This is a genomic window from Hymenobacter daeguensis (assembly GCF_054780555.1).
Window position 1 is genome coordinate 45,559 of the sequence record NZ_BAAGWC010000022.1, and the last position, 23,679, is coordinate 69,237.

The 23,679-nt window shown below is 65.9% G+C and carries 15 protein-coding genes, 1 pseudogene and 1 riboswitch; of the genes and pseudogenes, 7 read left to right on the top strand and 9 right to left on the bottom strand.

The window, feature by feature from the left end:
* Positions 1 to 137: 137 nt before the first annotated feature.
* From ACYVHT_RS18495 to ACYVHT_RS18510, 4 genes are all read left to right on the top strand, one after another.
* Complete coding sequence (locus ACYVHT_RS18495; RefSeq protein ID WP_460555392.1) at positions 138 to 1,355, top strand: endonuclease/exonuclease/phosphatase family protein; 1,218 nt, start codon at positions 138 to 140, stop codon at positions 1,353 to 1,355.
* A gap of 216 nt (positions 1,356 to 1,571) precedes the next feature.
* Positions 1,572 to 3,113: a cysteine--tRNA ligase gene (gene cysS / locus ACYVHT_RS18500; protein WP_460555395.1), complete on the top strand. Its 1,542-nt coding sequence runs from the start codon at positions 1,572 to 1,574 to the stop codon at positions 3,111 to 3,113.
* Positions 3,114 to 3,233: 120 nt separating this feature from the next.
* Positions 3,234 to 4,271, top strand: a complete 1,038-nt coding sequence (locus ACYVHT_RS18505; protein WP_460555398.1) for a zinc-binding metallopeptidase family protein — start codon at positions 3,234 to 3,236, stop codon at positions 4,269 to 4,271.
* A 155-nt stretch (positions 4,272 to 4,426) separates the two neighbouring features.
* Positions 4,427 to 4,579, top strand: coding sequence for a hypothetical protein (locus tag ACYVHT_RS18510; protein ID WP_460555401.1), 153 nt, complete (start codon positions 4,427 to 4,429; stop codon positions 4,577 to 4,579).
* A gap of 74 nt (positions 4,580 to 4,653) precedes the next feature.
* Here the strand turns inward: ACYVHT_RS18510 and ACYVHT_RS18515 are convergent, their stop codons facing one another.
* The 3 genes from ACYVHT_RS18515 to ACYVHT_RS18525 form a co-directional block, all read right to left on the bottom strand.
* Positions 4,654 to 9,459, bottom strand: a complete 4,806-nt coding sequence (locus tag ACYVHT_RS18515) for a LamG-like jellyroll fold domain-containing protein (RefSeq protein ID WP_460555404.1) — start codon at positions 9,457 to 9,459, stop codon at positions 4,654 to 4,656.
* Positions 9,460 to 10,279: 820 nt separating this feature from the next.
* A complete protein-coding gene (locus ACYVHT_RS18520) occupies positions 10,280 to 10,696 on the bottom strand; it encodes a hypothetical protein (protein WP_460555407.1) in 417 nt (138 codons plus the stop codon).
* 172 nt (positions 10,697 to 10,868) lie between these two features.
* Entirely contained in the window at positions 10,869 to 11,777 is a 909-nt protein-coding gene (locus ACYVHT_RS18525; RefSeq protein ID WP_460555410.1) for a S66 peptidase family protein, read from the bottom strand.
* Positions 11,778 to 11,933: 156 nt separating this feature from the next.
* On the opposite strand from ACYVHT_RS18525, the gene ACYVHT_RS18530 reads away from it, so the two are divergent.
* Together ACYVHT_RS18530 and ACYVHT_RS18535 are read left to right on the top strand one after the other, a co-directional pair.
* On the top strand, positions 11,934 to 14,894 hold the full coding sequence (locus ACYVHT_RS18530; RefSeq protein WP_460555413.1) for an alpha/beta hydrolase fold domain-containing protein: 2,961 nt from the start codon (positions 11,934 to 11,936) through the stop codon (positions 14,892 to 14,894).
* Between the two features lie 30 nt (positions 14,895 to 14,924).
* On the top strand, positions 14,925 to 16,160 hold the full coding sequence (locus ACYVHT_RS18535) for a carboxylesterase family protein (RefSeq protein ID WP_460555416.1): 1,236 nt from the start codon (positions 14,925 to 14,927) through the stop codon (positions 16,158 to 16,160).
* Positions 16,161 to 16,267: 107 nt separating this feature from the next.
* Here ACYVHT_RS18535 and ACYVHT_RS18540 read toward each other — a convergent pair whose 3' ends face one another.
* The 4 genes from ACYVHT_RS18540 to ACYVHT_RS18555 form a co-directional block, all read right to left on the bottom strand.
* Positions 16,268 to 17,521, bottom strand: coding sequence for a homoserine dehydrogenase (locus ACYVHT_RS18540; RefSeq protein ID WP_460555419.1), 1,254 nt, complete (start codon positions 17,519 to 17,521; stop codon positions 16,268 to 16,270).
* A 147-nt stretch (positions 17,522 to 17,668) separates the two neighbouring features.
* On the bottom strand, positions 17,669 to 18,697 hold the full coding sequence (locus tag ACYVHT_RS18545) for a homoserine O-acetyltransferase family protein (protein ID WP_460555422.1): 1,029 nt from the start codon (positions 18,695 to 18,697) through the stop codon (positions 17,669 to 17,671).
* A 281-nt stretch (positions 18,698 to 18,978) separates the two neighbouring features.
* Positions 18,979 to 20,358 carry an O-acetylhomoserine aminocarboxypropyltransferase/cysteine synthase family protein gene (locus ACYVHT_RS18550; RefSeq protein WP_460555426.1) on the bottom strand — a complete coding sequence of 460 codons (1,380 nt, stop codon included), beginning with the start codon at positions 20,356 to 20,358 and terminating at the stop codon, positions 18,979 to 18,981.
* 386 nt (positions 20,359 to 20,744) lie between these two features.
* Positions 20,745 to 20,860, bottom strand: a riboswitch (SAM riboswitch).
* A 251-nt stretch (positions 20,861 to 21,111) separates the two neighbouring features.
* Positions 21,112 to 21,405 carry a LysM peptidoglycan-binding domain-containing protein gene (locus ACYVHT_RS18555; protein ID WP_460555429.1) on the bottom strand — a complete coding sequence of 98 codons (294 nt, stop codon included), beginning with the start codon at positions 21,403 to 21,405 and terminating at the stop codon, positions 21,112 to 21,114.
* Positions 21,406 to 21,591: 186 nt separating this feature from the next.
* Between ACYVHT_RS18555 and ACYVHT_RS18560 the strand changes: the two genes are divergently transcribed.
* Positions 21,592 to 22,011 (top strand): hypothetical protein, encoded by a 420-nt coding sequence (locus ACYVHT_RS18560; protein ID WP_460555432.1) that lies wholly within the window; start codon positions 21,592 to 21,594, stop codon positions 22,009 to 22,011.
* A gap of 139 nt (positions 22,012 to 22,150) precedes the next feature.
* Here ACYVHT_RS18560 and ACYVHT_RS18565 read toward each other — a convergent pair whose 3' ends face one another.
* The gene (locus ACYVHT_RS18565) at positions 22,151 to 23,230 is read right to left on the bottom strand and encodes a lysylphosphatidylglycerol synthase transmembrane domain-containing protein (protein WP_460555435.1); all 1,080 of its coding nucleotides are present in this window, start codon (positions 23,228 to 23,230) and stop codon (positions 22,151 to 22,153) included.
* A 158-nt stretch (positions 23,231 to 23,388) separates the two neighbouring features.
* Positions 23,389 to 23,679, bottom strand: a pseudogene (locus ACYVHT_RS18570) (hypothetical protein); the annotation flags it as partial.

A 23,679-nucleotide genomic window follows, 5' to 3' on the forward strand; every position in this document is an offset into this window, starting at 1 on the left:
GCCGTACTAAGCGGCGCTTTTGCGGGAACGGCGCTGGCACAAATTTCGTGCGAGCTTCCGGCGCAAACTTTTACCCGGGCCCCGGCCCGGCCCGCCAACCCGGGGGCGCTACCTTTGCGGGCCCTGTTTCCTGTATCGTGCGCCGCTCTTTCGCCTTCAAAATTACCCTGCTGGTTCTGGCCTGGCTCGTGCTGGCCATTGGCTGCCAGCAGGTGCCGCCCCGCGTATTCTGGCCCGTTATTTTCGGCTCGCTCACCACGCCGGTGGCGCTGGTGTGCACGGCCCTGGCGGCGCTCTACTGGCTGCGGCGCAACTGGCGCGTGGCCGTGCTGCCCATCGTGGCCCTGGCCCTGACGTGGCCGCACGTAGAGCGCGGCCTGGCCCTGCACGTTATGCCTGCGGCTTCGCTTAATGAGTACTCAGGAATGAAGAATGAGGAATTGGGAGCGGAACCGGGAAGGAGAGCCGAGGGCTGGGAAAAGAAAATTCCTCATTCCTCATTCCGCATTCCGCATTCGAACGAAGTGAGTCTGCTCTCGGCCAACGTGCGCATTTTCAACGTGTACGCCCAGTTTCGCGACCCGGACTTTGCCTCTTCCAAAGGCTTCATCAGGTGGCTGGCCGTGAGCCCGGCCGATGTGCTCTGCCTCCAGGAGTTCTACAACGAGCCCCGGCGCTCGAAGGAAACCGGCGGCGTATTCCAATCGGAGCAGCAGTTAGGCAAAGAGAGCGGGCGCCACGCCTTCGTGTCCACCAGCCTCACCAACGCCATCGGGGCCGAGTTCGGGATGGCCATTTTCTCGCGCTTTCCCATGGTGCGGCGCGGCACCATTGTCTTCGGCCACCTCTCGCAAAACCACGCCATGTGGGCCGACCTTGCCCGCCCGGCTGCCCACACCGGCGGCCGGCCCGATACCATTCGCGTCTTCAACGTGCACCTGCAAAGCATGGCCATGGCCGAAAGCGACATTGCCGCCGCCACCGGCAGCCGCGCCGGCCTGCGGGCCAAAGCCCCCAACCTGCTCCGCCGCTTCCGCTACGGGGCCGAGGCCCGTGGCAACCAGATGGACACCGTGGCGGCCCGCGTGGCCCGCTCGCCCTACCCCGTGCTGCTGGCCGGCGACCTCAACGACCTGCCCTACTCCTACACCTACGACCAGCTGGCCGACCACCTCCAGAACGCCTGGGCCACCGCCGGGCTGGGCATCGGCGCTACCTACAACGGCCGCCTGCCGTTCATGCGCATCGACCAGCAGTTTGCCGGCAAGCAGTGGCAGGTGGTGGCGTGTAAGGTGCACAAGGAGATTAAATGGAGCGACCATTTCCCGGTGGAAGGGCTGTACCGGCTGAAGTAGGGGCGGGGCCTGCCCCCGCCCCTGCATTCATCGATTTGAATCCCGCAGGGGGTTGGCCCGAATCCCCGGCAGGTTTCACGCAGCGCCCGCCGGGGAGCTGCCCAACCCGACGGGTCGGGTTGCACAAAAGGTCCCGCCGAATTGAGCAAAAGGACCCGATGATTTGTTAGTGGCTTCCACGCCGCCGCACGCCGTTCGGCCCGCTACCTTTGCACCATGTCGCTTACTCTGTACAACACGCTTACCCGCAAGAAAGAAGAATTCCAGCCCGTGCACGCGCCCCAGGTGGGCGTGTACCTATGCGGCCCCACGGTGTATAGCGAAGCCCACCTCGGCAACGCGCGCGGTCCGGTGGTGTTTGATGTGCTCACGCGCTACCTGCGCCACCTGCAGTACCAGGTGCGCTACGTGCGCAACATCACCGACGTGGGCCACCTCGAAAGCGACGCCGACACCGGCGAGGACAAGATGGAAAAGGCCGCCCGCGCCGCCCGCATCGAGCCCATGCAGGTGGCCCAGCACTTCACCAACCGCTACCGCCAGCACATGCTGAGCCTCGGCTGCCTGCCGCCCGACATCGAGCCCCAGGCCAGCGGCCACATCATCGAGCAGATTCGGGTGATTGAGGAAATCATCAGCAACGGCCTGGCCTATGAGGTCAACGGCTCCGTCTATTTCGACGTGCCCAAATACAACGAGGAAGGCAAGCGCTACGGCAAGCTCTCCAACCGCAGCATCGAGGACCAGCTGGCCGGTACCCGCGTCGGCCTGGAGGGCCAGAACGAAAAGCGCAGCCCGCTCGACTTTGCTCTCTGGAAAAAGGCGTCGCCCGAGCACATCATGCGCTGGCCCTCGCCCTGGGGCGAAGGCTTCCCCGGCTGGCACCTGGAGTGCTCGGCCATGAGCCGCAAGTACCTGGGCGAGCTGAGCGACATCCACGGCGGCGGGCTCGACCTGATGTTTCCGCACCACGAGTGCGAGATTGCGCAGAGCCAGGGCAGCCACTCGCACACCGACGAGGCACGCTTCTGGGTGCACAACAACATGATAACCGTGAACGGCACCAAGATGAGCAAGAGCCTGGGCAACTTCGTGCTGCTGGGCGATATGTTCAAGGGGCCGACCGGGCCGCTGGCCTTCGGCTACTCGCCCATGGTGGTGCGCTTCTTCCTGCTGCAAGCCCACTACCGCTCGCCCGTGGACGTGAGCGACGACGCCCTGCAGGCCGCCCGCAAGGGCTACCGCAAGCTGATGAACGGCCTGCGCCTGCTCGACCGCCTCACGGCCGACAGCCTTTCGTCGGACGTCATCCGCGACCGCACGGTGGCCCCGCTGGCCGAGGGCAAGCAGCCCGACACCGCCGCCGGCGACGCGGAGCTGCGCAAGCTGGTGGCCGACGTCTTCGTGGGCCTGAACGACGATTTGAACACGGCCCGCGCCATTGCCAGCCTGTTCAACCTGCTGCGCAAGTTCAATACGCTGGCCGCCACCACGGCTGCCATGGCCACCGTTTCCTCGACGGCCCTCACCGAAGCCGTGGACGCTTACCGCGCCGTGGTGAGCGACATTCTGGGCCTGCAGGACGAGCCCCGGGCCAATGCCGAGGAACTGCTCAAGCTCACGCTGGAGTTCTACACCGAAGCCAAGGCCGAGAAAGCTTACGACAAGGTGGACACCATCCGGGCGGCCCTCAAAACCCAGGGCATCGTGATAAAAGACACCAAGGCCGGCGTGGAGTGGGCCTACAGCGAGGAGTAATTGGTTTTTTGAAGCAGTAGGGGCGGGGCTTGTCCCCGCCCGGCTAGCAGAACGACGGCCCAGGTTCGTTCGACTTCATCGTTTAAACGTCCGGGCGGGGGCAAGCCCCGCCCCTACAGCATGACTATTCGTTCTCTTCGTCTTCCCCTCGCCGCGCTGGCCGGCCTGCTCGTCCTCACCGGCTGCCCGGACAAGCCCAAGACTGCCGAAACCGTCGATACCAGTACGCCCGACGCCGCGCCCAAGCTGCCGAAAGCCCCGGTCTTCAACGCCGACTCGGCCTACGCCTTCACGGCGAAGCAGGTGGCGTTTGGGCCGCGCGTGCCTAATTCCAAGGCGCACGTGGCCTGCGGCGACTGGCTGGTGGCCAAGCTCAAGGGCTACGGCCTGAAGGTGATGCAGCAGCCCTTCGAGGCCATGACGTTTGACGGCACCAACATCCACGCCCGCAACATCATTGCCCAGTACCAGCCCACGGCGGCGCGGCGCGTGGCCATCTTCGGCCACTGGGACACCCGGCCCTTTGCCGACAACGACAAGGCGAAGAAAAACGCCCCCATGGACGGCGCTTCCGATGGCGCCAGCGCCGTGGCCGTGGCCCTCGAAATGGCCCGCGTGCTCTCGCAGCAGCCCGACTCGCTGGCCCCCAACGTGGGCGTCGATTTCATCTTCTTCGATGCCGAGGACTGGGGCCACGACGACACCACCCAGCAGGACCTCAAAAACCAGCTTGAGGGCAGCGAAACCGATTCCTGGTGCCTGGGCTCGCAGTACTGGACCAAGAACCTGCTGCCCGCCAACTACAAGGCCGAGTACGGCGTGCTGCTCGACATGGTGGGCGCCAAGGGCGGCACCTTCACCCGCGAAGAAACCTCGCGCACCTACGCCCGCGGCCCGCTCGACAAAATCTGGAACGTGGCCGCCCAGCTGGGCTACTCCGATTTCTTCCGCTTCCAGGACACGGGCGGCATCACCGACGACCACGTGTACACCAACAAGGCCGGCATTCCGACCCTCGACATCTACGACCACCCCATGTACGGCCAGGACTACTTCCCGGCCTACCACCACGCCACCACCGACAACATGAGCATCATCGACCGCAAGACGCTCAAGGCCGTGGGCCAGACCATGACGCAGGCGCTGTACGTGGACTAAACCAGGGGCTTACCCAAAGTGAGCAAGTGAAAACGGCCAGCGGGGCAGCCTGCTGGCCGTTTTTGGTATCCATAAAATCTACTCCACTTTCTTCCGCTGGCTGTCAAGCGTTTCTTCGTCCTGCTCGTGCGGCTGGCTTCCGGCAGCGCGTCGATGTGCAGGCCCCCACGGGCATGGCCGCCCCCACGCTGGCCGGCTGGCACGACCTGATTCAGGACGTCCACAGGCGGCTCCTTGGCCGCCGCCTGCCGCAGGAAAACCCGGCCGTGTTCAGCGCGGCGGGGCTGGCGTTTTTGCCGTCGCCGTAGGCAGCTGGCTAACTACCAAACAAAAAGGGCGAGCCAATTGGCTCGCCCTTTTGCGTTGTTGTCCTGGCCGTGACTTATTCCACCGTGAGGCGCAGGGAGGCGGTGCCGGAGCGCACCACGTACACGCCGCCGGCCAAGCCGGCCGGCAGGGTGAGGGTAGCCGTGCCGGAGGCATCGGCAGTGGCAGCGGTGATGACGCGGCCCAGCGCGTCGAACACCTGCACTTTGGTGCCGGGCGTGGCGCCCAGCAGGGTGGCGGCGGTGTGGGCCGGGTTGGGGTAGAGGGCCAGCGTGGCGGTGGCGGCGGGCAGCGTTACGGCCTGGATGGCCGAGTAGGCAGCCGTGCCGTCAGCATCGACCTGGCGCAGGCGGTAGTAGAGGGTGGCCGCGCCGGCGGGCAGCTTCGCGTCGAGCAGGGCGTAGCTGGTGGCGGCAGTAGTGGTGCCCTGGGCAGCCACCGTGGCAATGCGGGCAAACTCGCTGCCGGTCAGGCTGCGCTCTACTTCAAACCGGTCGCTGTTCTTCTCCGAGGCGGTGGTCCAGGCCAGGGCTACGGTGTGGGCATCCTGGGCTTTGGCGGTGAAGGCCGTGAGCTCGACGGGCAGCGGGGCCGTGAGGCTGCCCAGCGTGAAGGTGCCGGCCAGCGTGGTGAGGCCCGTCAGGTTCATGACGTTGCCGGCGCGGGTGCTGGTGGTCTGGCGGGCCCAGGTAGTGGTGGCGGCGCTGGCCCCGCGGTACATGGTGAGGTTGGTAGCCGCGATGCCGTTGAGCTCGTGGTCGAAGTAGCTGAAGGCCATGGCCATGTTCAGGCCCGCGTTGGTGGCAGGCGTGATGGTGAAGTAGCGCTCGATGCCCTGGCGGCCGGCCGCGCCGGTCACGGGGCTGCCGGTTACGCGGCGCACCAGGGTGACGCCGGGGCGCGTGGCACCCGTGGGCGTGAGGGTGAGGCCCAGCCCGCCGAAGTTGTTAGCGGCCGGAGTGCTCAGGGTGCGGGTGGCTTCCACGGCCCCGATGACGTAGCTCGTGTTCGACTCGGCAATGGTGGCCGTGGCGCCCAGCGCTACCTTATTGCTGCTGCCGGTGGTGAGGGTGCCGGCCGTGAGGGTAAGCGCCCCGCTTACGGCCAGGTCGTTGGCGAGCTGCACGGTGCCGCCCGTCTTGTTCACGGTGACGGTAGCGAAGGTGGTGGCCACGCCGTTGGTCACGGTTTGGGTGGCGCCGCCCACGAAGGCCACGGTGCCGGGCAGCGACACGGTGCCCGTATTCGAGAAATTACCGTTTACCTGCAGCGTGGCGCCGGCGCTCACGGTGAGGCCGTTGGTGCCGGCAATGCTGATGCTGGCCACGCTGAGCGTGCCCGAGGCCACGGTGGGATAGGTGGACAGGCCGGCCGGAATCACCACGTTGGTGGTAGCGTCGGGCACTTTGCCGTAGCTCCAGTTGCTGCAGTCCAGCGGGTTGGTGGTAGTGCCGGTCCAGGTGGTGGTGGGGGTGGCGGGCACGGTCACGGTCACGGTGGCTTCGGCGGTGCTCTGGTTGCCCAGGGCGTCGGTCAGGAGCAGGGCCACCGACTGAGCGCCCAGGTCGGTGCAGGTGTAGGAGGGGTTCAGCCGGCGCAGGCTCAGGTTGTCGACGGCGATGTCGATGTCGGTGCCGTTAATCTCGGCCCGGAAGGCCAGCGCGGGGTTGGCGGTGGTGGCCGTGAAGCGCAGGGTAAACGGCGTCCAGACCACGCCGGGGTTGGGGAAAGTGGCGACCTGCGTGCCGGCCACATCCACGGCAAAGGCCTGCGTGCCCACCGTGCCCGAGCTGTAGAAGTTCTCGTAGCTGCCGCGCAGCACATAGGTGGCGCCCACCACCAGGCCGCTCAGGGTCTGGGTCAGGGTGGGGTCGCTGTTGTTGGCCCCGTTGCCGTTGATGATGAACATGCCGCCGGGGTTGCCGCCGGTGCTGCGGTAGCCGCCGTTGGCGTCCACGCGGTTGTTGGCCGTCCAGCCGGTGGCGTCGGTGTCGAAGGTGCCGTTGGTAAATTCCTCGGCGCCCAGCAGCTCCCGGGTTTGCAGCGTGCAGTTGTCGGTGCTGCCGTTGTCGATGTCGGCAACCGCTGGCGTCGCGGTGCCGGCGGCCGTGAGGGGCACGGTGGCGTTCTGCGTCACGCCCACGGGGGCCAGGTTGTCAATCACCGTCACCGTGGCGGTAGCGGAGCTGGTGTTGCCGGAGGCATCGGTCACGGTGAGGCGCACGGGCTGGGCCGTGCCCAGGTCGGCGCAGGTGAACACGGCCGGCGTGATGAGCGAGGCAGTGTAGGTGGCCTGCACGGCCAGCGACTTGGTGGTGCCGCCGCAGGGGTCGCCAAACACGCCGTTGCTGGCCACGATGCTGGCCGAATTATAGCCCACCAAGGCGCTGGTCACAATGGCAGTGCTGTTGGTGGCGTTGCAGCTGCCCAGCGTGTAGGTGCCGTTGCCGTTGCTGGTGGGGTTGCCGTAGCTGGCAAAGTTCACCGCCGTAAACACGGCCCCGGCCGGGGCGGTCAGGGTCAGGGTGCCGTTTTCGGTCACCATGCCGCTCACGGTGCCCGTGCGCTGCAGGCTGTAGCTCAGGGTACCGCAGGCGGTGGGCGTGCTGTTGTTGTTCACGGTAGCGCCGGGCACGGTCACGGTGCCGTTGGCCCCGAGGGCCACGGTCACGTTTTTGGCAATGGCCGCCGGGGCCGGGCAGGTAGGCACCGTGATGGTGGCCGAGTACGCGCCCACGTCGCCCACGCTGGCTTTGGCGGCCCGCACACGGTAGTAGTAGGTGAGGCCGGGGGTGAGGCTGGTCACATCATACGACGTGCCGGCCACCGAGATGGGCGAGCCGTTGAGCACCGGCGAGAAGGTCGCGTTGGTGGCCAGGTCGAGCAGGTAGTTCTCCACCACGCCCACGGCGGGGGCCGTCCAGTTGGCCGTGAAGCCCGACGCGCCGGCGTTGGTGGCGGCCGTGGCCGTGGGCACTACCATGGCGTAGCTCTCAATCCAGTTGGAGGTAGCGTTGCCGTTGGTGAGGTTGAAGTTGGTGAGCGTGCCATTGCGGCCGGCCACGGCATCGGTCAGGCTGGTCACGGCGGTGTTGGCGCCTTTGGCCGTGCCCTGGTCGAAGGCGTAGTAGGCCACCAGGCCGGTGGTGGGCACGGTGGCCTGGGCGCGCATGTCGGCCGCAATCTGGGCGCTGCGGTCGGTGCTCCAAATGCGTACCTCGTCGATGGTGCCGTTCCACTTGCTCGCGGGGCGGGCGCCAATCAGCACGGGGCTGGTGCCGGTTTGCACCAGGCCGGCGGCGGTGCGGCTGTTCTGCAGCACGCCGTCCACAAAAATCTTCAGCGTAGTGCCGTCGTAGGTGCCGGCCACGTGGTGCCAGTGCCCGTCGGCAATGTTGGTGGTGCCGTACAGCCAGCCGCCCACGCTGGAGGGGCCGTTGAGGTAGAACGACGCCTTGCCGGCCTGCGTGCCCGCGCCGTTCACGGCCAGGTACCAGGAGTTTTCGGTCTTGGTGGTGATGTACTGCTCGGCGGTGGAGGTGGTGCGCACCCAGGCCTCCAGGCTGATGGCCGTGGTGAGGTTGAAGGCGTTGTTGTGCGGAATGGTCACGTAGTCGTCCGTGCCGTCAAAGGCCAGGGCATTCACGGGCGAGGGCACCACTTCCACGTTCATGGTAAAGGTGCTGCTGGCCACGGGCGTGCCGTTGTCGGTGGCCGTGAAGGTCACGGTGTGGGTGCCCAGGTTGCAGGCCGCGCCGGTCACGGTGAGCGTCACAATGGGGCTGGTAGCGCCGTTGTTGCTGGCCGTGGCGTTGCACAGGCCGTTGAGGTTGGTGGTCACGGTGGTAGTCTGACCGCCCTCGGGGGCCATAAACTGGGGCGTGACGGTGGCCGTCTGGCCCACATACAGGGTCAGCGTATTGTTGGCCGGGAAGTTCGAGGCCGTGGGGGGCAGGTTATCGGGCGGAGCCACGGTGTAGTTCAGGCACTGGCCGTCCAGCCAGTCCACGCCGCTGTAGGTGGTGGCGTTGGCGGGGTAGGTGGCGGTGGGGGCCGTGTTGGCGTCCACGTTGAAGCGGCCGGTCTGCACAAAGGAGTTGCCGTTGGCACTCAGGCTCACGCCCACCGTGGCAGGAGTACCGCCGAAGCCATTGGTGCCGCTCGAAGCCGTGCCCGTGGTCCACTGCATGTCGCCATAGGCAAAGGTCACGTCGGGCGATACCGTGGGCGAGCCCGTGTTGGACCGGATGATGAGCTCAAACGTATTCTTGCGCGGGGTGGGGCTCGTGTTATAGAAGCCCACCTTGTTCCACAGCACCACCAGGCGGTCGGGGTACACCTTGTACCACACGTGGCCGCTGTTGGTGGCGCGCGTGTCCACGTCGGCCCAGAAGGGCGCAATCATGGGCGTGGCGTAGGGAAAGCCCGTGGGGCTGTACACGCTCACGGCCTGCCCGAAGGTAATGTTGCCGTTCATGTTGATGTAGCACGAGTTATACGTCGTGCCAAACAGCGAGAAGTTGAACCCCAGGGCCACCGGGCCCACCGAGGTGTCGTCGCCGGCCGCCATCATGGTGAAGCCGCCGCTGGCGGGGCTGCTCACGGTGTCGGCGGGCTCGAAGCAGCCGGGCAGGGCCACCAGCTCGGTGGGTGCTCCGGTCGCCGGGGCCAGCACTACCTGGCGCTGAGCTGCGGCCATCACCCGGGCCGCCTTGCGGGTGGCGTAGGTGGGGTCGGTCGCAGCCGGGTCGATGAGTTGGGGGCCGGCGGTAGTCTGGGCCATGGCGGTGGTGGCCAGCAGCAGGGCTGCAGCGCCACCGGCAGCTGCGGTACGCAGCCACTTGGGTAAGGGTATTTGCATGAAAAAAAATGAAGGATTGGTAAAACGTAACGTGGAAAGGAAGGCCTGCCCGCCAGCTCCGGCCCAGGCATCAGGGCCGGCAGCAGCGCACGCTTGGGCCGGGCTTTGCCCACCGGGGTAGCCCGGCATAAAGGGGCATCATAAATGAAATAGGGTATCACAGCATAGCACCGCAAAGGTACCGCGCACTCAGGGTTTTATAATAATTAATAGAGGTTATTTCTGCTAAAAAATAACTTGCTAACATAGCGGTAAACTTGGTGAATATGCTCTGACGCTCGACAGAATCGACCAAAAACCAGCCGAATACTAGCTGGCTATTCCCAAAAAATACTTCGAGCAAGTGCTATTTTTTTGCACTATTTAATGAATAGCTTTTCGCTATCAATGATTGTGCCGGCCCCCACTACTGGGCTCGGGCGCAACGGGCCTGTCGGCTACTGCACAATAAGGCCCAACACGTTGGGGTAGCGTGGGTGGTCGGCGTCGCCGCTCACGGCGGCGGCTCTGCAATACACGCGGCTGCTGGTCCTGCAGGCCGTGAGTAGCGCGTCGCTGTCGCGCACCCACCGCCACCCGTACGGGTTGCTTACTCCAGGTCCGGCTATTTAAAGGGGAGCATTTCGTAATGCGGCAGGGCCACGGCACGAGGCAGGCGCTTGAATCTGGCGCACACGGTGCCGGGCGCAGGCCCGTTCACGAGCTGGGACCTGCCCCGGGTACCCCCGGTGCGGGGTAGCGCCGGCGCTCCTTGCCCAGCAGCCTTTTCCGGTAGCCCGACGCTCGCCGGCTACTGTTTGGGCGGCAGTCTCATGCCAGGCTACCGGGCCAGCGTCTTGAGGTAGGCGTGGGCAGCGGCTTCGTAGTCGAAGTAGGTATAGGTAGTGTTGTTTGGGGCCATGTACTGCAGCTCGGCCACCGCCAGCCGGGCAAACACCTCGGGCGGCTGTAGCAGGGCCAGGTAGAGGTAGCTGGGCCGCGGCAGGCCGCCGCCCATCCAGTGAGTCGCTATCCAGGCCTTGGTTTCGGGCGAGAACAGCGGCAGCAGGCGCGCATCCACCAGTGCACGGTGCCAGCCATTGGCCAGTAGCAGCGCACTGAGGCGGGCCACCAGCGGCTCCAGGTCGGGCACGCCCCACTTGCCTGCCCGGTAGCGCAGCACGGCGTAGGCGTCGGGATGAGTGAAAAGCTCGCCGGCAGCTGTGGCGAAAATGGGCGAAAGCGGGACAGTGGGCACAGACAGGGTAAAAAAGCTTTTAAAGCTACGCCCGGCCGGCGTACCCGGCAAGGAGCAAGCCCGCTGCAACCTGAAGCAGCTGATGTGGCCGGCATGGCGGGGCATGATTCCGCCGCCGCCGCGCCTGCCGGAGCCGGGCGGCAGAAGCCGTGTAGGGTAGCCGTTGCCGGGGCTATAAGGCCGTGAGCCGGCTGCCGGCCGCGTCCACGGCCAGCGTCACGGGCTGGCCCACCACCAGGGCCAGGTTGTCGGCCTCGTGCCCCACCGGGAAGCCGTAGCCCACCGGGAAGCCATACAGCCGCGCGTAGCGGTCAATGATTTCGTAGGCCGTGACGCCGAAGGGAATGGCGTTGTCGCGCAGCTGCGAGAAGTGGCCCACCACCAGCCCGGCCAGGCCGGCCAGCTGCCCGCTGCGGTGCAGGTGCAGCATCATTCTATCGATGTGGTAGAGGTACTCGTCGAGGTCTTCCAGGAACAGGATGCGGCCCGCGAAGCCGGCCTGCGAGGCCGTGCCCGTAATGGTCTGGAGCAGGCTCAGGTTGCCGCCCACCAGCGCCCCGGTGGCCGTGCCCGGCCGGTTGAGGGCGTGGGCCGGGGCCGCGATGGGCTGAAACGCCTCGCCGAACAAGGCCCGGCGCAGGGTTTCGAGGGCCAGCTCGCCGCCGGGCTGGTGAAACAGGACCGGCATCACGCCGTGAATGCTGGCGCAGCCCAGGGCCAGCAGGTGGGCGTTGAGCACCGTGATGTCGGAGAAGCCGGCCACCCACTTGGGCGCGGCCCGGAAGGCGGTGAAGTCCAGCCCGTCCACGATGCGGGCCGTGCCGTAGCCGCCCCGCGCACACAGAATGGCGCGGATGGCGGGGTCGTCGAGCTGGCGCTGGAAGTCGGCACGGCGCAGGTCGTCGGGGCCGGCAAACTGGTGGAAGTCGGCGGCAATGCTGTCGCCCAGCACCACTTCCAGCCCCCAGCTTTCGAGGGTGGCAATGGCAGGGGCCAGCTCGGCGGCCGAGATTTTGCGGGCGGGGCTGACAATGGCCACGCGCTGGCCGGCCTGCAGGGCGGGAGGAAAGAGAATGGACATGGGCAAGCCCCACCCCTGCGTTGTTTGGGCGGCGCGGCTGCAAATAACGCAGGTTGTACCTTGGGAACGATAGGCCGGCCGGCCACCCAACCCTGCCTCCCAATTCTACGTCAGCCCATTGGCTCAATCTTTTTCATCTTTCCAACCCGGTTTCTTATGAAGGCTTCTTTACTATTGCTGGTGCTGATGGTGCTGGGCCTGGGCCAACGCGCCGCCGCCCAAACCCCGATTGACACCACGGGCGGGCGCTACTTCCAACCCATCTTCGCCGGCGTCAGCGTCACGGCCGGAGTGGTGTACGGCACGGCCACGGGCGTCTTCGGCCCCCAGCAGCTGCTGATGGACGTGTACCAGCCCACCGGCGACGTGGCCACCGAGCGGCCGGTCATCATCTTCGCGCACCAGGGCGGGTTCGTGACGGGCAGCCGGAGCGAGTCGTATATGACGACCGTCTGCGCGCAGTTTGCCCGGCTGGGCTACGTCACGGCCAGCATCGACTACCGGCTCAACCCGCTCATCGTCTTCACCCCCACCGATACCACGGCCGTGAGCCGCGCGGCCATTCAGGCCATGCAGGACATGCGCGCCGCCGTGCGGTTCTTCCGCGAAGATGCGGCCACCGCCAACACCTACCGCGTGAGCCCCGGCCGCATTGTGGTGGGCGGGGCCTCGGCCGGGGGCTTCATGGCGCTGGAGGTGGGCTACCTCGACAAACCCGGCGAAGTGACTTCCGACGTCAACCTCACGGCCCTGGGCGGCATTGAGGGCAGCAGTGGCCATCCCGGCTACAACAGCTTTCCGCTGGCCGTGCTCAACCTGAGCGGGGCCACCAACCCGCCCGGCATCATCGAGGCCGGCAACGCGCCCCTCTACAGCGCCCACGGCACCGCCGATGCCGTGGTGCCCTACTTCAAGGGGCGCGTAGGGGCCGGGCTGCCGCCCAAGTACGTGTTCGGCAGCGGCTTGCTCAATCCGTTTGCCTCGTCGGTGGGGGTGCCCAATACCTTGCGCCGGTTCAGCCGGGCGCCCCACATTCCGCAGTACCCCGTGCAGAGCAGCAGCACCGGCAGCCCCAATTCGGCCGCCTACGCCGACACCACCTACCGCGACATCCGCGCCTTCCTGCGGCCGCTGCTGGCGCCCTTCGCCCTGCCCAGCCTCACCATCAATACCAACACCAGCGTGGCCGGCGGCGCGTACCAGGACATCACCATCAACAGCGGCACGGCCCTGCTGCTGGGCAACGTGACGGTGAACGGCACGCTGGTGATTAAAAGCCTGCCCGGCCAGCCCACCGGCTCGCTGAACAGCAATTGCTTCGTGGTGGACGGCCCCGGCAGCTTCGACCTGCAGGCCGGGGCCGCGCTGCGGATTTGCGACCCGGCGGGCATCAGCGCCAGCGGCGCCACCGGGGCCATTCGCAACACGGGCAGCCGCACCTTCAGCGCCGATGCCATTTACGTGTATGCCGGCGCCGGCAACCAGGCCACCGGCACGGGCCTGCCCGCCACGGTGCGCGAGCTGGAGGTGGCCCTGCCCGCCGCCAGCACCCTGGCGCTGACCAGGGCAGTCGGTATCCGGCAGCGGCTGGTGCCCACCAGCGGGGCGCTCAACGGCGGCAGCCAGTCGCTCACGCTGCTTTCCGATGCCGGCGGCACGGCCCTGGTGGTGCCCGGCCCCGGGGTCGTTGCCAGCCCGCTCACCGTGCAGCGCTACCTCGACCCCGGCGTGAACCCCGGCCCCGGCTACCGCCACCTCGCCATGCCGCTCACCAACACCGATGCCAACGTCTTCAGCACGGCGGGTTTCGCGCCCACGCTCAACACGGCCTACAACGGCAGCGCCCGGCCCGATTTGGTACAGCCTTTTCCCACGCTCTTTGGCTACGACCAGCAGCGGGCCGTCAGCTCGCCGGCCACCAGCTACACGGAGTTCGACAAGGGCTGGTTCGTGCCCACCATCTACACGCCCGGGGCCCCGCCCAACTCCAACTTCGTGCGCGGCCGGGGGTTCACGGTCAACCTCGCGGCCGGCCAGACGCTCAGCGCGCTCGGCACGCTCACGGGCAACAACACCGATTACTCCGCCCTGCTGGCCCCGGCCGCTACGCCCACTGCCGGCTGGCACCTGCTGGGCAATCCCTTCGCCTCGGCCCTGAGCTGGGATGCCGTGCCCGTGCCCGCCGGCCTGAGCAGCGCCATGTACATCTTCGTGAGCACCAGCCAGTACGGCGGGCAGTACCGCACCTACGTGAACGGCGTGGGCGGCACGGGCAGCACCATTCCGCTGGGGCAGGCCTTCTTCGTGCGCTCGCTGGCCAACTCGCCGGTCACGCTCACGTTCCCGGTGGCGGCCCGCATCACCGACTTCGCCACGGCCAACACGGCCACCGTGCAGCGCCCCACCGCCGACGTGCGCCCGCGCCTGCGCCTCACGCTGGCCGGCAGCGCGGCCCCCGCCACCGACGAAGCCTACCTCTACCTCGAAGCCGGGGCCACCGCCGCGTCCGACCTGCGCTACGATGCCGTGAAGCTGCCCAACCCCAGCGGCCTGAATCTGGCCACCGTGGCCGCCGGCGAGGAGCTGGCCATCAACGGACTGCCGCTACTCACGGCTGCCGCGGTGGTGCCGCTGGCGCTCGCGGTACCGGCCGCCGGCTCCTACACGCTGCAGGCAGCCGAGCTGCGGAGCTTCGTGCCCGGCACCGCCATTTACCTCACCGATGCGCTGACCGGCTCCCGCACGCTGCTGACGGCGGGCACCCGCTACGCGTTCAGCATGGCCGGCCGCACCGCGCCGGGCCGCTTCGCGCTGGAATTGCAGCCCGCCCGCGTCACGGCTACGGCGGCGCAGGCCCTGGCCGCCCAGCTGCAGGTATACCCCAACCCCGCCGCCGAGCGCCTGCAGGTGGCGCTGCCGGCCGGCGCAGCAACCGGCGCCGTGCCGGCCTGGCTCACCAATGCCCTCGGCCAGACCGTGCAGCACCAGGTGCTGCACGTGGCCGCCGGCCAGGGCCTGCGGGCCGAAATCGACGTGCGCGGCCTGGCGCCGGGCGTGTACCAGCTGCACCTCACGGTGGCCGGCACGGCGCTGGTGCGCCGCGTGGTGGTGGAATAAGTCGTATTTTTAACAGACAACTTCTGCGTTATGAAACCCGCTCTCCTTTTCCTGCTGCTCGTGCTGGCCTTCGGGCGGGCCGCCACGGCCCAAACCGTCATAGACACCACGGCCGGGCGCTACTACCGCCCCGTTTTCCCGAACGTGACCGTGACCTCGAACGTGGCCTACGGCGCGGCCGTGAACTCGGCCGGCGTCAACCAGACGCTGACCATGGACATTTACCAGCCCACCGGCGACGTGCTGGCCCGGCGGCCGGTCATCATCTTCGCCCACCAGGGCGGCTTCATCACCGGCTCGAAGACCGATGCCTACATGATAGCCGTCTGCACGCAGTTGGCGAAGCTGGGCTACGTCACGGCCAGCATCGACTACCGGCTGCTGGACTTCGGCACCATCCTCGGCGGCGGGTTTGATACCGTGAACATTGCCAAGTCGGCCATTCGGGGCATGCAGGACCTGCGCGCCGCCGTGCGCTTCTTCCGCCGCGATGCCGCCACCACCAACGCCTACCGCGTGCATCCCAGCTACATCACGGTGGGCGGCTCCTCGGCCGGCGCCTTCGCTTCGCTGGAAGTCGGCTACCTCGACAAGGTGAGCGAAGTGCCGGCCTACGTGGGCATTGCCGCGCTGGGCGGCATCGAAGGCGTGAGCGGCAACCCTGGCTACAGCAGCGCCCCGCTGGCCGTGCTCAACCTGAGCGGGGCCACCGAAACCCCCAGCCTCATCGAGCCCGGCAATGCCCCCCTGTGCAGCGTGCACGGCACCGCCGATGGCACCGTGCCCTACCTGCAGGGCCGCGTGGGCAGCGGCCTGCCGCCCAAGTACGTGTACGGCAGCGGCCGGCTGAACCCGCGCGCCACCCAGCTGGGCATCCGCAACACGCTGCGCACCCTGCGCGGCGCGGGCCACATCCCCTTCGAGAGCAACGCGGCCTACGCCGACACTACTTTCCGCACCATCCGCGACTTCCTGCGGCCGGTGCTGGCCCTGCCCGGCACGGTGCTGGCCGCCAAGCCGGCCGCCCTGGCCCAGCCCGCCGCCCAAGCCTACCCCAACCCCGCCGAAGAAGCCATTCGCATTGTGCTGCCCGATGCCTGGGCCACCCTCGCCGAAGCCCAGCTGATTGACGCCGCCGGCCGCGTGGTGCGCACCATCAGCCCCGCCAGCACCCGCGACCTCAACCTGCTGCGCGGCTCCCTCAAGGCCGGCATCTACTCGCTGAAATTCCCCGGCCAGACGCCGGTTCGCATCGAGTTCAAGTAGCCTACGCGAAAAAACGAGTACCCCGAAATGCCTTTTCGGTCTGCCGGAACAAGTCGTTCGGGCGGGCCGAAAGGGGATTTCGGGGTACTCGTTTTGATGCTTTCTCGTCAGGCCCAGACGGCTGCCGCCGCTTCTGCCACCGGCACGGCCACGCGCACGTGGCCCGCGCGGGCCACGAACACGCCGTTGCTCCGCAGCTCCTTGCGCCAGCTCCACAGCTGCTGCACGGCCACGGCCCCGGCGGCGTAGGCGCCGTGCGCGTCGGTGTGCAGCGCCTCGGCGGGGAGCTCCAGCCACGTCAGCACCTCGCGCAGTACGCTGGCATCGGGGTGGCTCACGCAGGCATCGATTTCCAGGCCGGCGGTCAGCTGGGCTTCGGGCGCGGCGGCCTGTTTGGCGTAGCCGTAGCGTACGCCGCGCTGCAGGGCCAGCACATCGGCCAGCACGGCCGAGCCGGTGGGGTGCCCGCCCGCGCCGCGCCCGCTCAGGAACTGGGTGCCCGCATACTCGGCCTCAACGGCCACGCCGTTGAACTCGCGCTCCACGGTGTAGAGCGGCGACTCTGGCCCCACCAGCTGCGGCGTGACGAGGGCCGTCACGCGGCCATCGGGCAGGCGCTGCACGGCGGCCACCACTTTGATTTTCCGGCCCTGCGCCGCTGCCCGCGCAATGTCGGCCGCCCCAATGCCCTCGATGCCCAGGTTCAGCACCTCATCCGCATCGAGAAACACGCCGTAGGCGTGCGCCGTCAGAATCACGGCCTTCGAGCGCGGGTCGAAGGCACCCATGTCCAGCGCCGGGTCGGTTTCGGCAAAGCCTTTTTCCTGGGCCTCGGCCAGCGCCGGGGCGTAGTCGGAGCCTTCCTCGCTCATGCGCGTCAGCACGTAGTTGGACGAGCCATTGAAAATGCCGCTCACCGAGCGAAGGGGCTCGTGGCTGAAGTAATTATCCAGCGTCCGCACCACCGGAATGCTGCCGCACACCGCCGCCTCATACAGCAGCGTGCCGCCGAAACCGGCCTGCAGCTGCACCAGCTCCGCAAGGTGGCGGGCCAGCATGGCTTTGTTGGCCGTGGCCACGCGGCGGCCTTGGCGCAGGGCCGCGCTCACCAGCCGGAAGGCCTCGTCGGGGTCGTCAATTACCTCCACGAGCAGGTCCAGCTCCGGGTCGTGCAGCAGCTCATCGGCATGAAAGTCGAACCGCTCGGCGGGCAGCGTGCGGGGCTTGGTGGGGCTTTTCACCGCAATGCGCGTGATGGCCAAACCCAGGCCGGGCTGCCGTTGCACAATGTCATAGAAGCCCTGTCCCACGCAGCCAAAGCCTATCAGGCCGATGCGCAGGGGCTGTTTGTCAGCGTCCATTTGTTTTCTTATTGTTGAAAAAAGAACGTCATGCTGAGCGCAGTCGAAGCATCTCTGCCTCAGTAGTAAATCCTGTTGATTGGATTAGTTGCGCGGTAGAGATGCTTCGACTGCGCTCAGCATGACGTTCTACTCGTTTCAAATTCCCTAATGCACGAACGTGGGCGCGTAGAACAGCTCCAGAAAGTGCGTTATGGCGGCCGTTTCCAGCAAAAAGCCGTCGTGCCCGAAGCGCGAGTCCAGCTCCGCGTACATCGCACCCGGAATGTGCGCCGCCAGCTCCCGCTGCTCGCTGAGCGGAAACAGCACGTCCGACGTGATGCCCAGCACCAGCGTGCGCGCCCCGATGCGGGCCAGCGCCGCCGGCACCCCGCCCCGGTTCCGGCCCAGGTTATGACTGTCCATGCTCCGGCTTAGCGACACGTAGCTGTAGGCGTCGAAGCGCGACACCAGCTTGTCGCCCTGGTAGCGCTGGTAAGTGCTGGCGCGGTGCTCGCGGTGCAGCTCGTCGGGGTCGGGGTCGGTCTGGGTGTCGGCGTAGGCCGAATAGCTGCGGTAGCTGAGCAGGGCCACGGCGCGGGCGGCGCGCAGGCCCTCGTCGCCCCCGCCGGGCTGGCCGGCGGCGTAGGTCGGGTCGGCCTCAATGGCCAGTCGCTGCGCCTCGTTGAAGGCAATGCCCCAGGCCGAGTGGCGGGCGTTGGTGGCAATAACCACCAGGTGGTCAAACAAGTCCGGCCGCTGCACGGCCCATTCCAGCGCCTGCTGCCCGCCCAGCGAGCCGCCAATCAGCGTGTGGATGTCCGTCAGCTCCAAATCCTGCCGCAGCAGCTCATGCGCCGCCACCAGGTCCCGAATGGTCAGCAGCGGGAAGTGCTGGAATCGCGCCTGGCCGGTGGCCGGGTCGGCATCGAGCGGCCCGGTGCTGCCGTAGCAGGAGCCCAGCACGTTGGCGCACACAATGAACCAATCGGCGGGGTCGTAGTAGCAGCCCGGCCCGACCAGTCCCGGCCACCAGGCCGGCACGTCGGCATTGGCCGTGAGGGCGTGGCACACCCACACCACGTTGTCGCGGTCTTCGTTGAACTGGCCAAACGTCTGGTAGGCCACGTGCGCCCCACGTAGGGTTTCGCCGCTTTCCAGCTGCAGGTCAGGTAATTGAAATAACTTATTCGACATGATTTCCAAAAAAGCGCAGCTTTAGAACCAATGGGCCGACCCACGCATGGTATCTCACGGGACCCCTCCGGGGCAAACACCCTCCCAATCACAGAAGGGCTGCCGGGCCGGCGCACCGGTTCTAAAGCTGCGATAAACATGGCCGCCAGCGAGACTGGCGCCGACCCGCCAGGGGTGGCCCGCTAGCGGCAAATTTTTAGTGGTTAGCGGCTAGTGGTTAATGATTAATTTTTTCCAACAGGTCATTAATCACCAGCCATTAACCGCTAATCATTAATGAATTATACTTCCAGCGGCTGGGCGTGCTCCAGCTCGGGCTCGCTCACTTCGTCGCCTGCCGTCGGCAGGCTGGCCGTGTTGCCGATGGCATCGAACGCCGCCTGCAGGTCGGCTTTGATGTCCTCAAAGTGCTCGATGCCCACCGACAGGCGCAGCGACGTGGGCGTGACGCCAGCCGCCAGCTGCTCGGCTTCGCTCAACTGCTGGTGCGTGGTGGCCGAGGGCTGGATGATGAGCGTCTTGGCGTCGCCCACGTTGGCCAGGTGGCTGATGAGCTTCAGGTTATCGATGAATTGCGTGGCCGTTTCCTTGGTGCCCTTGATGCGGAACGAGAGCACGCCGCCGAAGCCGCGCTTCAGGTACTTGCTGGCGATGGTGTGGTAGGGGCTGCTGGCCAGGCCGGGGTAATTCACGCTCTCCACCTGCGGGTGCTGCTCCAGCCAGGTGGCAATTTTGAGAGCGTTTTCCACGGTGCGGTCCACGCGCAAACTCAGGGTTTCGAGGCCGATGAGCAGCTGCCAGGAGTTGAACGGGCTAAGGGCCGGGCCGAAGTCGCGCAGGCCTTCCACCCGCGCCCGGATGATGAAGGCGATGTTGCCAAACGGCCCGCCTTTGCCAAACACGTCGTTGAAAACCAGGCCGTGGTAGCCTTCGCTCGGCTCGGTAAACTGCGGGAACTTGCCGTTGCCGAAATCGTAGGTGCCGCCGTCCACAATCACGCCGCCGATGCTGGTGCCGTGCCCGCCAATCCACTTCGTAGCTGACTCGACCACAATATTGGCGCCGTGCTCCAACGGCCGGAACAGGTAGCCGCCCGCGCCGAAGGTATTGTCCACCACCAGCGGCAAATCGTGCTTCTTCGCAATGGCCGCAATGGCCTCAAAATCCGGAATGCTGAAGCTGGGGTTACCGATGGTTTCGAGGTAGATGGCCTTGGTCTTTTCGTCAATCAGCTCCTCAAACGAAGCCGGATTGTCGCCATCGGCAAAGCGTACTTCGATGCCCAACCGCTTGAACGCCACCTTGAACTGGTTGTAGGTGCCGCCGTAGAGGTAGGCCGTGCTCACGAAGTTGTCGCCGGCCTGCAGAATGTTGTTTAGGGCAATGAACTGCGCCGCCTGGCCCGAGCCGGTGGCCAGCGCCGCCACGCCGCCTTCCAGCGCCGCCACGCGCTGCTCAAACACGTCGGTGGTGGGGTTCATCAGGCGGGTGTAGATGTTGCCGAACTCCTTCAGGGCAAACAGGTTGGCGCCGTGCTCGGCGCTCTTGAACACGTAGCTGGTGGTTTGGAACAGCGGCACGGCGCGGGCCCCGGTGGTGGGGTCGGGCTGCTGGCCGGCGTGGAGTTGGAGGGTTTCGAAGTGTTGGGGCTGAACGGACATGATGCGGTTATCTTTTGAGTTTTGGAAAAACCAGAAATGCAATTGGAAAAGGAGCGCAACAGCTTGAAAAAGCATTGGTTAGCGCAATAAAGTCCCCGGAGTTGGCCCGTGTTGCCGGGTGGCCCGAACCCGCCGCGAAGCCCGAAAAGGCGCGCGGCAGACCCACGGGGTCACCAAAAAAATCAGAAGAGGGGAGGAGGGGTTCTAAGCCGAAATCAGCTTAGCAGCAACACGGGCGGCAACAGCACATTCGCATTCGGGCCGGGCGTGGGGCCACGTTCCGGCCGGCAGCGGCCGAAACCAAGAAGCCCGAACCTGCGGCGCACAAAGCAGCCGAAGCATTCGGGGCAAAAAAAGCGGGATGTGAAGAATTTTCCATGGCACTCGAATCATCTGTCCCAGCGCGGCCGAAGCTGCGGGTGGGTAGGAATTGGCACCTTTCGCGTGGCGAAGGTTGCCAGTGGGTCACGGAGCCTAGTCTCTCGCCACTTCTGTATAAAACTTGAAAACTGCTCACCGTTAGCGAGGAGTACCGGGTTGGTAGGGCAAATGTACGGGAGAAATTTTTTCGCGGGCAATGAGTGAGGCGAAAAATATTTTCCGTTGGGTAAAATCGGCTGTCATCCTGAGCGCAGCGAAGGATGACAGCCGGTTTCCGTCCGCCCGGACAGCGGATTTCGACCCGGCCCGGAACGCAAAAAAGCCACCCTGAAACAGAGTGGCTTTTCTCACCTTTTTTCTGCAAAAAAGTACCTAGAGACTAGGTAGGGTCAACACCTGCCCCACTTCAATGTGGTCAGGGTTGCTGCCGATGGTGGCCTTGTTGGCCTCGTATATCTGGTGCCACTTGGCAGCGTCGCCGTAGTGGTGCTTGGCAATCTTGGAGAGCGAGTCACCGCTTACCACGGTGTACGAGTCGCCGGCCGTGGTTGGATTGGCGGCGGCAGAGTTATTGCCGAAAAAATCGGTAGCGCCGCCTGCGGGCTTGGCTGCCGGCTCGACGGGCTTTTGCTCGCCTTTATCGCTGATAAAATCAAAGAGTCCCATGAGTTCGGTCGGGTTAAATGAAAGAATAGAGCGGTGTTGGCTATCCAGGGATAAGCAAACCTGAGCCCTATACGCGGCAGTGAAGGGGAGGTTACGCTCTAAACTCTTTTAAGCCTGTACCGTAAGCCGACGAGTTCGCCGACACTGGCAAATGCACTTCATTCTTTCACCAATACCCTCTTTCACATGAAACCTCAGTCGCTCTTTTCGTTCCGTTACCTCGCCGGCCTGTTGCTGCTGGTGTCGCTGTTTGCCGCATCGTGCAGCAACGACAAAGGCAAAGTAGAAGGCGTCAACATGCTCTACGGCACCGATAGCAAAGTGTGGAAAACCGCCAAGGAAACCGACACTGCCGGCGACAAAGTGAAGCAGACCGATGCCCAGAAGCAGGAGGAGCTGCGCATCTTCGCCAACGGCACCTACAACATGACCGGCACCAGCGGTGCCGTGTCGGGCAAGTACACCTTCGACCAGGCCGGCAAAACCATTACCCTGACCCCCGACAATGCCACTACCAGCAACACCTTCGCGGTGGAAACGCTGACCGATAAAAAGCTCACGCTGAAATCGGCCGACGGCGCCGCCCTGATGCTGGAAGCGGAGTAATTGCTTTCGGTTTTGACTTGAAAAAGCCCCGAACCATTGCGGTTCGGGGCTTTCTTTTTTAGTAGCGCGAACTTTGTAATTCGCGTTTCGCTCATGCTGATAATCGTTCGTTTCGGGGGCGCGCACTGCAAAGCGCGCGCTACTGCGCCGCCGGCCGCTTGCCGAACACCCGCGTCACCCAGCGCGGCAGGAAGATGAGGCCGAGCACGAGGTAGAGGTAATACGTCACGATTCGGTAGAGAAACACCAGGAAGCTGGTCATGGTGGCCGTGCCGATGAACTTGCCGAAGAACGTGGGAAATGCGCCTTCGGCAATGCCCGCGCCCCCCGGCGTGATGGCTACCAGCAGAATGACTTTGTAGGTGATGTTGCGGGCGAAGATGAACAGAAAGGTGTTCATGTCCATCGGCACGAAGGCGGCGATGAGGCAGCCGATGATGGCGTAGCGGGCCGTCCAGACGAAAGCTGTGCTCACGCTGGCCCGCCACCAGTAGGCCGCGCCGGCGCCGCGCAGCTGCCGGGAAGACCGCACCATTTCCTGGCCGTGGCGGTAGGCCGTGCGCCGCCAGCGCCGCAGCAATCGGAACGAGAACAGCCGCACCAGCAGCCGGCGCACCGACTTCGGGTTGACGAAAATGGCGTACAGCATCAGCCCGGCATAGAGCGTCACGAACAGGTAGCTCACCCCAAACGCCACCCGCAGCGTGGCCACGAAACCGGTTTGCAGCGCCTCGTGCGGGTAGAGGCCGGCCCCGGCAATGAGCACCACCAGCGGCACCATCACCACGTAGTACAGGTTATCGAGCAGGGCCGTTACCATAATGTAGGTCAGGCCTTTGCCCAATGGAATGCCTTCTTTTTCGAGAATGAACGGGGCCGCGCCCGTGCCGCCCTGCCCCGAGGGCAGCACGCAGGAAGCAAACTCCCAAATCATAATCACATCCAGCGCCTGCCGGTAGGTAAGCTCGTTCTCGGCAATGTGGCGGATGCGGTACACGTAGCCCAGGTCGCGGGCGGCCAGCACCAGCACCGCCACCGCCAGCCAGCGCCAGTCGGCGTGGGCCAGCGGGGCCAGCTCGCCGGGCTTGTAGCTGTGCCAGAACAGGTAGCCCACCACCAGCAGCCCCAGCGCCACCGGCAAAATCAGCCGCGAGGGCCGCAGGCGCTGCAGGAAATGCGCGTCGTCTTCGGGCAGGGCCGCGGGAAGCTTATCAGACATTGAAAAAGGAGATGGCGCAGACAAAAGTAGCCCGTGGCCGGACGGGTGCCGCGTTAAAAATCAATTAAGACCGCGCGGGCTGTAAATGCGAACGCCATGCCGCGACGGGCGCAGCATGACGTTCCATACATTCTTTCCGGCAGAGGAGAAACTGCCGGCTAGGGCCGGCCGCCGGGGCTGCCGGCAGGCACGGTGCCGTTGGGGGTGCTGGTGCCCGGCGAGGGCGTATTGGCCGGCGAGTTGATGGGGTTGCTGGCCGGAGCGGCGGGCCGGCCGTTGGTCGAGTCGGCGGGCTGGGCCGTGGCGGGGCGCAGGCCGGGGTTGCCGCCGGGGCGCTGAGGCGCGCCGGTGCTATCGGTGGCGGGTTTGCCGAGGGTGCTGTCGGCGGGCATAGTGCTGCGCTGCTGGCCGGGGTAGCCGCCGGGGCGGGCGCCCATGCCAGCGGGGGC